The organism is Pseudomonas sp. NPDC089408, from assembly GCF_044749445.1.
Taxonomy (GTDB): Bacteria; Pseudomonadota; Gammaproteobacteria; order Pseudomonadales; family Pseudomonadaceae; genus Aquipseudomonas.
The window spans coordinates 40238-49716 of record NZ_JBIVHY010000029.1 but is presented as its reverse complement, the minus strand read 5'-3'; the positions used below and the strand labels follow the sequence as shown (position 1 = coordinate 49716).

The window sequence follows — 9479 nt, the reverse complement described above, 5'->3', positions numbered from 1 at the left end:
CCACACTTCACTGGCGGTATCGGGGCAGGTGTCGGCCCACACCCAGCCCATGGTGCCGCTGGACAGGTAACGGTCCCGCAGGTGGTAGTCCTCCAACCCGCGGTAGAGCAGTTCTTTATAACGGCCTGCGCCAACGTATTCGTGAATGACCAGCCGTTCGCCCAGCGAGCCTTTCATGAACACATAGACATAGCCCAGGCGCAGCGCGCGCAGGGTGTAGGCGGAATGTTGCAGCGCCCTGAAGCCCTGCTCGAGGTTGAAACCTGAACCGGCATAGCGGCAGGCGGGCATGGCGCCGGTGCGCGGCACGATGGCATAGCGCACCGGCAGTATGGGGATACGTGCACTGCAGGCGGGGCCGGAGGTGGCGCTGCTGACGGAGGCGTTGCTCATGCGAGCTCCTTGCTCAAAGAACAGGCTCTTCGAAATTCAGGCGTAAAGTGGCCTGTTCCAGTGCTAACAAGACTGAAATAGTGATCGGCTGAAACTTATTCGGCGTTGCTGAAATTTGGCTTTTGTAATGCGCTTCGCGCCGAAGCGTAAAGCTTGCGTGTGTGCTGAGAGCGTTATGCGCTTGTCGGCTTTCGATTGAAAGACGATGCCTCGTTTTTTACGTTAGGGTCGAGGCAGAAAGTGTAAGATTTTATTTGAGTTATTTTGCGTGGTTGTGAATGTGAATTTCATCTGTTGAAAGTTGAAATTTATTTGTAGGAAATTTCTTTCTTATTGCTCTCCTTATCTACATTCAGTTTTTACACTTGGCCATTACTACTTGACAAGTTCTCGGCGCGCCACCAGAGCGGCTGGCGTAGCGTATGCAGTTGTTCATGGATTTCTGCCGGGCAATGCTCAGAGTATTGCCCCAGGCCAGGCCGCCTTCGCCGGTGGTGGGGACGGCTTTGGCGAAGCAGTTGGAACCCACCGTAGGCGTGGCATAACGGGCCTTGCCGGCTTTGCTGGAGCAGCCTGCGGTGAGCGCCAGGCTGAGGGCGAGCAGGGTGGTCAGCGCCCAAGGCCTGTATGGGCGGATCGGTTTGCTGCTCATGTGTTGTCTCCTTCGTATCAGTAACGCGGCCTCGTATAGGCGCAAGTTCACTCGCGAACACCGGCATAGCCGGTGCCATGCACCGTGTCGCGCCCTTCGCGGGTGAACCCGCTCCCACAAGGAACAGCGACAGTCTGCGAGACTAATGCCTTGCAGGATATTTCATTCCAGCGAAGCGGTGAACTATCGCGTCGTCAAGGGGCTCCTTTGCTAGGCGCACCCTGCGCTCGTCTGATGGCAAAAGCCCATCAGCCTGGGTCACTGAATGAAAAGGAGGCACCGTGACCGCATCTGACCGTACCCTCTACCGTTGTACGCCCAGCCCACTGCACGCGTTGTTGCTGGCCGGCGGTGTGCCGTTGTTCCTCGGCGCACTGTTGAGCGACATCGCCTACTACAACAGCTACCAGATCCAGTGGAGCAACTTCGCCGCCTGGTTGATCGCAGGTGGCCTGGTGTTCTGCGGCCTGGCGCTGTTGTTCGCGCTGGCCAACCTGATCCGCGCCGAGCGCAAGGGTGGGCGACCGACGTTGTACTTCGTGCTGCTGCTGGTGACCTGGGTGCTTGGGTTGATTAATGCCTTCGAACACGCAAAGGATGCCTGGGCGGTGATGCCGTCGGGGCTGGTGCTGTCGGTGATCGTGACCGTGCTCGCGGTAGCCGCTGCCTGGACCGGCTTGAGTAACCTGCGTGCAGGAGGTGCGGCATGAAGCCTTTGCATGCATTGAGCCTGTTGAGCATGGCGCTGTTGCTGAGCGCCTGTGGTGGCGATGGCGAGCCAACCCAGGCCCACGGGCCGGACCCGAAGTTGCCCGAGCCGCAGCGCGGTCTGCTGCCGAGCATGAAGATTGCTCAGCCGGTTGCCTGGGGGGAGCAGACGCCGACGGTGCCTGAGGGCTTCAGTGTCACGGCCATCGCCACCAACCTGAAGATTCCGCGGCAGAGCCTGGTGCTGCCCAACGGCGACATCCTGGTGGCCGAGGGCAGGGGTGGCAGTGCGGCAAAGCTCAAGCCCAAAGACGTGATCGCCAGCCAGATCAAGGCCAAGGGCAACACCCAGGTCAAGGGCGGCAACCGCCTGACCTTGCTGCGTGATGCTGACGGCGATGGCACCTATGAGGTGCAGACCGTGTTCGCAGAAAACCTCAACGCGCCCTACGGCCTGGCCTTTGCCAACGGCAAGCTGTATGTGGCCAACCAGGATGCGCTGGTGCGCTTTGACTATAAAGAAGGCCAGACCCAGGCCGACGGCCCGCCAACCAAGGTCACCGACTTGCCGGCGGAGATCAACCATCACTGGACCAAGGCACTGACAGTTAGCGAGGACGGTCGCTACTTGTATGTGGGCATCGGTTCGAACAGCAACATCACCGAGCGCGGGCTGGAAGTGGAGATTGACCGGGCCATGGTGTGGCAGGTGGATGCAGAAACCGGCGCGCACCGGCCTTATGCCACTGGCCTGCGCAACCCGACGGCTCTCACTATCCAGCCGCAGACCGGGCAGCTGTGGACGGTCGTCAACGAGCGCGATGAACTGGGGCCTGACCTAGTGCCGGACTATCTCACTTCTGTACGTGAAGGTGGGTTCTATGGCTGGCCGTATAGCTACTGGGGGCAAAACGTGGATGAGCGGGTGCGGCCGCAGAACCCGGACAAGGTAGCGGCGGCGATCAAGCCGGACTACAGCCTGGGCTCGCATGTGGCGGCATTGGGTGTCGACTTCTCGCTCGCGGCCATGGGCGAGCGTTTCGCCGACGGCGTATTCGTGGGTGAGCACGGCAGCTGGAACCGACCCAACCCGGTGGGGTACAAGGTGATCTTTGTGCCGTTCAGCAATGGCAAACCGGCGGGGGAGCCGATCGACTTTGCCACGGGCTTTCGTAGTGAGGATGGCAAGACCCGAGGGCGGCCAGTGGGGGTGACGGTGGACCCGCGTGGGGCGCTGATTATTGCCGATGATTTGGCCAATACGGTTTGGCGGGTGACGCGTAACCGTTGAGCGCCGTGGCGGAAAACGCAGTGTGTTGCCTGGGCTGGCCCTATCGCTGGCTTGCCGTCGATGAGGCCTGTCCAGGCAGCGCAAGATTAGAAGCGGTAGTTGAAGCTGGCCTCCAGCGTGCGCGGTGCCCCTGGGGTAACCAGGTCCACCGAACCGTGCGCCGAGGCGTAGTAGTCGCGGTCGAACACGTTCTTCAGGCGCAGCGCGGCGTCCCACTGCGGCACGCTGTACAGCAGCGCGGCGTCGAAGGTGGTGTAGCCGGGCATTACCACCACGTTGTCGAGTGCGGTGTAGCGCTCGTCGACGTAGTTGGCACCCGCAGCAACGCGCCATTGTGGGGTCAGGGTACGCACCAGCCAGACGTTGGCGCTGTTGCGCGGCGTCAGGGTGGGAGTCTGGCCTTCGTTGTCCACGCCGTTGGTCTTGCTGTTGGACTTGGTGATTTCGGCGTCCAGATAGGCATAACCCGCATAGATCTGCCACTTGTCCGTGAGCTGCCCGCTGACGGTGGCTTCGAACCCATCGGTACGCTGCTCGCCCGCCAGCACGGTCAGGTTCGGGTTGGCCGGGTCGGCGGTCTTCATGTTGGTGCGTTCAAGGCGGAACACTGCGGCGGTCAGCGACAGGCGGCTGTCGAGCAGGTCCCACTTGGCGCCGATTTCGTAGTTGGTGGTTTCTTCCGGCTCCAGGTGCTGGTTGGTTGGACTGACTGCGAACACTTCACCCGAAGGCTGGTAGCTGCGGCTGACCGACACGTAGTAGGACTGGATTGCATCGGGTTGATAGACCAGGCCGGCACGTGGGCTCCAGGTCTTGTCAGTGCGGTCGAGGTCGACATTCTGTACACGGTCGTCGTCGTACTCCTGGCCAAAGATGTCGTAACGCACACCCACCAGCGCCTTCCAGTGTTCGTTCAGCTCGATCATGTCCTGCAGGTACAGGCCGGTGGTCTGCTGGAAGTTGGTGCCCTTGGACGACAGGTTGGCGGCATGCTCCGGTACCGGCACCAGGGCGTCGCGGTACACCGGCACCTGGGCTACGTTGTTCTGGCTGAATACGCGCTGGTACTTGTCCTGGAAGCCTACTTCCACGCCATACAACAGGTTGTGCTGCAGGCCGACCAACTGCGCCTGTTGCTTGAGTTCGGTCTGGTTGAATACACCGTATTCGTCGCGGGCGACGTTGCCGCGGTTGAGCTTGACCAGCAGTTCGCCATTGGGTGCAGTGACGAAGCGCGTCGGGCTGCTGTCGGCCAAGGTGTTGTTGCGGTCCAGGTCGTAGCGGTAGTAACGGCTGGTGTTGGTCAGGGTGAAGTTGTCGTTGATGCGGTAGTCCAGGCTGGCGGTCAGCGAGAATACCTCGCTGCGGGCGTAGTCCTGGTCGGCGTCACCCGAGCCAAAACGTTTGTCGCGGTCCACATCCACCGGGCGGTTGCCCAGCGCCGGGATGCCGAAGTCGATCAGGCGTTTGTCGTACAGGTAGGTGGCGCCCAGGTTCAGTTCCAGGTCGTCGGACAGGCGGAAGTAGGCCGTCGGCGCAATGGCCTTGCGGTCGATGTAGCCATCGTCGCGGAAGGTGTCGCTGTCTTCGAAGGCCCCGGTCACGCGGTAGGCCTGGTTGCCTTGCGGGTCGGCCCAACCGCTGTCGAACTGGGTGCGGCGCTTGCCTTCGCTGTCAACGCTCATGCCGACCTCGCGCTTGGGCGTGAAGCTTGGCTTCTTGCTGATGCTGTTGATCAGCCCGCCGGAAGAGCCACGACCATACAGCACGGCAGCCGGGCCCTTGATGACTTCGACCCGCTCGACGTTGGACAGGTCGCGGAAGTACAGGGCGTCGTCACGCACGCCATCAATGTACATGTCACCAATGGCGCTGAAACCGCGGATGGTCACCTGGTCGCGCTGGCCGTCGCCGTTGGACAGGCCAATGCCGGGCACATTTTTCAGCACGGCTTCCATCGACTGCGCGCCTTGGTCCTTGATCACGCTTTCAGGGACGACGTTGACGGTTTGCGGGATATCGCGCAACGGCGCGTCGATCTTCATGGCGCTACGGCTTTCAGTGGCCTTGTAGCTTGGCTGCTCGTAGGCACTGGTGACGGCGGTGGCGGGGAGGGCGAGGGAACCTTGCGCCTGGGTTTGAACGGCAGCGTGAACAGCAGGCACAACCAGCAGGCCCAGCATGGAAATGGATGCTGGGGCAACAGACCTTTTTGCCATTACAGGTGACTCTTTGTTGTTTTTGAAGGTCACGAATAGGTGATTTGTAAATGTAAAGCAAGTGTAAAGACTTCGCATTTGCTATTACAAGGCTCTGGGAGGCGAAAAGACGACGAAATACGACGTAGAGGAAGGGCCGGCAAGGTAGCCGGCAATGGCTATGCTTGTTAGCGCGTGAGCATTTCACGCGCCTATTCGGACTTGATCACATGGAAGCAGGCCTATGAACCCGATTCGTACTCTCGCTCGTGCTGTCGCCCTTGCCACGCTGGCTTCTACAGCCAGCTTTGCGGTGCAGGCTGCCGATATCCCCATTGGCAGCGAAGCGCTGGAAAGCCACGTCACCACGCAAGTCACTGCTATCGACCTGGCCAACCGCCAGGTCACGGTGAAGGGCCCGGATGACAAGAAGGATGTGACGTTCCAGCTGACCGAGAAAGCCAAGACGCTGCCCAACCTGAAGGTCGGTGACCAGGTCGACATCTATGTCACCCGTGCCGTGGCCTACGTGCTCAACACTGACGTTGGCGGGGCGCCGAAGGCGACCGAAGAGTCCGGTACCATCCGTGCCACAGCAGAAAACCCCAACCCGGGCGGCGAGGCGTTCCGCCAGGTCAGGGTGACTTCGCAGATCAAGAAGATCGACCTCAAGACGCATGAGGTAAGCCTGCTGCCGCCGGAAGGCAAGCTGCAGGTGGTCAAGGTCGAGAACCCTGACCTGCAGGCCCGCATGCAGAATCTCAAAGTCGGCCAGACGGTCGATGCGATCTACACCGAAGTGCTGCGCGTCGAAACCTCGCGCTGAGCCTCTACAGGGGCAGGCTACGGGTTGCCCGGGTATGGATCCGCCGTGATGCCTTGCATGACGGCGGATGCTGATTGAACAGCTGGATTACCCAGTCCGGCCGGGTCTTGCTGGCGTCGTTCAGCCAATTGGCGACCGAGTCTTGAGCGTACTTGTCAGCTTCGGCCAGGCGCGGTACCAGCAGCGGCTCGGCCACTTCCGGCGCCTGTTTGAGTGCGCTGATGTGTTCGGTTCGAGTTCCTGCGTGCATGACAGTTGTGCCTGGGCAAAGGCCGCCCAGCTGCGCACCGTATCGGAAATGTGTGTTCCATCACATAAGGATTAGTTTCGTCGTTGGACATGGCCGGCGCCGCTTTGGCCAGAGCATCCTAGCCTATCTGCTGTCTCTGTATAGGCCATCCGTATGGCGAATAACGCGCGTGCATATTTTCGATTTCCATAAGTACCGGGAATTTCAGAAGCTTGCTTGAACGGTCGAATGGAAGGAGGAATGCCATGTTCAGCAAAACCCTGTGCCTTTTGGCACTTCCCTTTGCCCTGGCGTTGCTTGCGGGGGCGGTACTGCCGTTCCAGGCCGCGGGTAATGCCGCTGTCGGGCGAGCGCTGGGGCATTGGTTGTGGGGTGCGTTCACTTCGCTGGCGGTGAGCTCGCTGGTGGTGATTGCTGCGCTGCTGATACTCCGGGTGCCAGTGCCAGATGTGAGCAAGGCCTTGCAGGGGCCCTGGTGGCTGTGGGTTGGCGGGGTACTGGGGGCAATGTACGTGGCCGGCGCGGCGGCGCTTACGCCTAAACTGGGCGCAGCGGGTTTTCTGGTGTTGGTAGTGGCGGGGCAAATCATCACGGCAGTACTCGCCGACCACTTCGGGCTGATGGGGCTGGGCGGCAAACCGCTCAACCTCGCCCGGCTGGCAGGCGTGGCGCTGATCTTGTGTGGGGTGTTGTTGGTGCAAGGGGGCTGGGCGACACCGGCGCCGGCCAGCACCGCAGTGGCCGCGAAACAGCCTGGAGGCTGATCAGCGCCCCGGCTGGCTACAGGCCCACACGGTTTCGCGTAGCCAGTGGTGCCCAGGGTCGCTGTCCTTGCGGCTGTGCCAGGCCTGCTGGTAATCGAACGAAGGAACGGCCAATGGCGGAGTGAACTGGCGCAGAGTGGGGTGCTGGTGCAACGATCCCACTGCGCGACTGGCCACTGTCAGGACCAGATCGGTACCGGCCAGCACCTCGACGGCTGCGCTCCAGTGTGGCAAGGCCAGGGCGATACGGCGGCGCAAGCCTTGGGCGGCCAGCGCCCGCTCGATTTCATCGAAAGCGTCGGGGCGCATGGCCATCAATACGTGCGGGCGTGCCAGCCAGTCATCCAGGGCCAGCCCGCCGCTGGCAGGCAGCACTTGGCGGTCGGCCACGCTGACGAAGCTGTCGGAGAACAGCGGCTGGGCAGTAATGTCCTGCGGTAGATCGGGGAATAGCCCCATGGCCAGGTCCAGTTCGCCGTCGAGCAACTGCGCCATCATGGTTTCGCGGCTGGCCTGGCTGACGGCCAGGTCGATTCCGGGCGCAACCTGACGCACGTGGCGCAGCAGGGGTGGCAGGATGATGCGCGAGGAGTAATCGGACAGCGACAGACGGAACCGGCGTTGGGCCATGGCTGGCTCAAATTGTGGGGCCGACAGCAGGTTGTTGAGGTTGCCGAGGGCATCCTGCAGCGGTTGGGCCAGCGCCTGGGCACGAGTGGTGAGGACCATGCTGCCGCCTTGGCGTACCAGCAAAGGGTCGTCGAAGTGTTTACGCAGTTGTGCCAAGGCATGGCTGACCGCGGGTTGGCTGCGGTGCAGGCGCAGTGCGGCGCGGGTCACGTGCTTTTCGCTGAGCAGGGCATGCAGGGCGAGCAGCAGGTTGAGGTCGATCTTGCGCAGTTCATCCATGGGGTGAATGGCCTTGGGCACTTTTGCTGGTATTGATCAGCCTATCAAATACTTTGCTTTACGCGGTCCCTGTAGGAGCGGCTTTAGCCGCGAAGAATTCAACGCGGTGCATGGCACCGGCTGCGCCGGTGTTCGCGGCTAAAGCCGCTCCTACAGGGACCGTGCTGGCTGTAGGGGGTATACTCCCCACCCGTTTCACTGGTATCCGAGTAATACGATGGGTCTTTCTGCAACTGCCACACCTGAACCGCGTCGCCTCGGCGCGCCCCTGATCGCCCTGGCCTTGCTGCTGGCGGGTGCCGGGTTCCTCAACCTCAATGCCGGCTTCAAGCAGGTCTTGCTGCTACTGGTCGGCGCTGCACTTGGCCTGACCCTGTACCACGCCGCGTTCGGTTTCACATCGGCCTGGCGGGTGTTTATCAATGAGCGCCGTGGCGCGGGCCTGCGCGCGCAAATGGTCATGCTGGCGCTGGCCGTTCTGCTGTTCTTCCCGGCGCTGTCGGCAGGGAGCCTGTTCGGCAACCCGGTTACCGGCCTGGTGGCCCCGGCCGGTGTTTCGGTGGTGTTTGGCGCGTTCATATTCGGCATCGGCATGCAACTGGGTGGTGGCTGTGCCTCGGGTACGCTATTCACCGTGGGCGGCGGTAATGCGCGCATGCTGGTAACCCTGTTGTTCTTCATCATCGGCTCGGTCAGCGCGACCCATCATGCCGACTGGTGGTTCGCCTTGCCGTCATTCCCGGCCACCTCGATCGTGCAGGCCTGGGGCGTAGGCCCAGCACTGCTGGTGAGCCTGGCCGTGTTCGGCCTGATCGCCTGGGCCACCGTGGTGCTGGAAAAGCGCCGGCATGGCACGCTGGAAGCGCCGGTTGACAGCGCGCACCAGGGCCTGCGCCGCTTCTTGCGTGGCCCTTGGCCGTTGCTGTGGGGCGCCATCGCCCTGGCGCTGCTGAACTACGCGACGCTGGCGCTGGCAGGGCGGCCATGGGGCATTACTTCGGCGTTCGCCTTGTGGGGCGCGAAGGTCCTCAACAGCCTGGGTGTGGAGGTCGGCAGCTGGGTATTCTGGCAGGCACCGGCCAATGCCAAGGCCCTGGCCGCGCCGCTGTGGCAGGACATCACCACGGTCATGGACCTGGGCATCGTGCTCGGCGCGCTGCTGGCGGCTGGCCTGGCCGGGCGTTTTGCGCCAAGCCTGAAGATCCCGCTGCCGTCGCTGGTAGCGGCGGTGATCGGCGGCCTGCTGCTGGGCTACGGTTCGCGCCTGGCCTATGGCTGCAACATTGGTGCGTACTTCAGCGGCATCGCCTCGGGTAGCGTGCATGGCTGGTTGTGGCTGGTGGCGGCCTATGCCGGCAACCTGATTGGCGTGCGCCTGCGACCGCTGTTTTTTGCGGGTGAGCGACGCCCTGCGGTGTTGACCGGCTGCTGAGGCTGATAGCTGCAAGGGGTGCAGGAATCATCTGCATCCCGCCTGATTGTTCAGTT

At 62.1% G+C, this 9479-nt stretch carries 9 protein-coding genes and 1 pseudogene; 5 read left to right on the top strand and 5 right to left on the bottom strand.

Annotated features, from left to right (window positions below; genetic code table 11):
* Window positions 1-393, bottom strand: a 393-nt coding sequence (locus ACIP02_RS26780; RefSeq protein WP_400622762.1) for a toxin VasX, incomplete at its 3' end; no start/stop codon positions are given.
* 352 nt (window positions 394-745) lie between these two features.
* Window positions 746-1045 carry a hypothetical protein gene (locus tag ACIP02_RS26775; protein WP_400622761.1) on the bottom strand — a complete coding sequence of 100 codons (300 nt, stop codon included), beginning with the start codon at window positions 1043-1045 and terminating at the stop codon, window positions 746-748.
* Window positions 1046-1326: 281 nt separating this feature from the next.
* Between ACIP02_RS26775 and ACIP02_RS26770 the strand changes: the two genes are divergently transcribed.
* Together ACIP02_RS26770 and ACIP02_RS26765 are read left to right on the top strand one after the other, a co-directional pair.
* Window positions 1327-1755 carry a DUF2231 domain-containing protein gene (locus ACIP02_RS26770; protein ID WP_400622759.1) on the top strand — a complete coding sequence of 143 codons (429 nt, stop codon included), beginning with the start codon at window positions 1327-1329 and terminating at the stop codon, window positions 1753-1755.
* Window positions 1752-3044, top strand: coding sequence for a PQQ-dependent sugar dehydrogenase (locus ACIP02_RS26765; protein WP_400622757.1), 1293 nt, complete (start codon window positions 1752-1754; stop codon window positions 3042-3044). Before ACIP02_RS26770 ends, ACIP02_RS26765 begins: the two co-directional genes overlap by 4 nt.
* An 86-nt stretch (window positions 3045-3130) precedes the next feature.
* On the opposite strand, the gene ACIP02_RS26760 is transcribed toward ACIP02_RS26765, so the two are convergent.
* Window positions 3131-5263: a TonB-dependent receptor gene (locus ACIP02_RS26760; protein WP_400622755.1), complete on the bottom strand. Its 2133-nt coding sequence runs from the start codon at window positions 5261-5263 to the stop codon at window positions 3131-3133.
* A 223-nt stretch (window positions 5264-5486) separates the two neighbouring features.
* Here ACIP02_RS26760 and ACIP02_RS26755 point away from each other — a divergent pair, with 223 nt between their 5' ends.
* Complete coding sequence (locus ACIP02_RS26755) at window positions 5487-6068, top strand: hypothetical protein (RefSeq protein WP_400622753.1); 582 nt, start codon at window positions 5487-5489, stop codon at window positions 6066-6068.
* A 4-nt stretch (window positions 6069-6072) separates the two neighbouring features.
* Here the strand turns inward: ACIP02_RS26755 and ACIP02_RS26750 are convergent.
* Window positions 6073-6309 (bottom strand): annotated as a pseudogene (locus ACIP02_RS26750) (hypothetical protein); the annotation flags it as partial.
* Window positions 6310-6563: 254 nt separating this feature from the next.
* Between ACIP02_RS26750 and ACIP02_RS26745 the strand changes: the two are divergent.
* A complete protein-coding gene (locus tag ACIP02_RS26745; RefSeq protein ID WP_400622751.1) occupies window positions 6564-7082 on the top strand; it encodes a DMT family transporter in 519 nt (172 codons plus the stop codon).
* Here the strand turns inward: ACIP02_RS26745 and ACIP02_RS26740 are convergent, their stop codons facing one another.
* The gene (locus ACIP02_RS26740) at window positions 7083-7991 is read right to left on the bottom strand and encodes a LysR family transcriptional regulator (RefSeq protein WP_400622749.1); all 909 of its coding nucleotides are present in this window, start codon (window positions 7989-7991) and stop codon (window positions 7083-7085) included.
* Between the two features lie 217 nt (window positions 7992-8208).
* On the opposite strand from ACIP02_RS26740, the gene ACIP02_RS26735 reads away from it, so the two are divergent.
* Window positions 8209-9423 (top strand): YeeE/YedE family protein, encoded by a 1215-nt coding sequence (locus tag ACIP02_RS26735; RefSeq protein ID WP_400622747.1) that lies wholly within the window; start codon window positions 8209-8211, stop codon window positions 9421-9423.
* The last annotated feature ends 56 nt before the right edge of the window (window positions 9424-9479 follow it).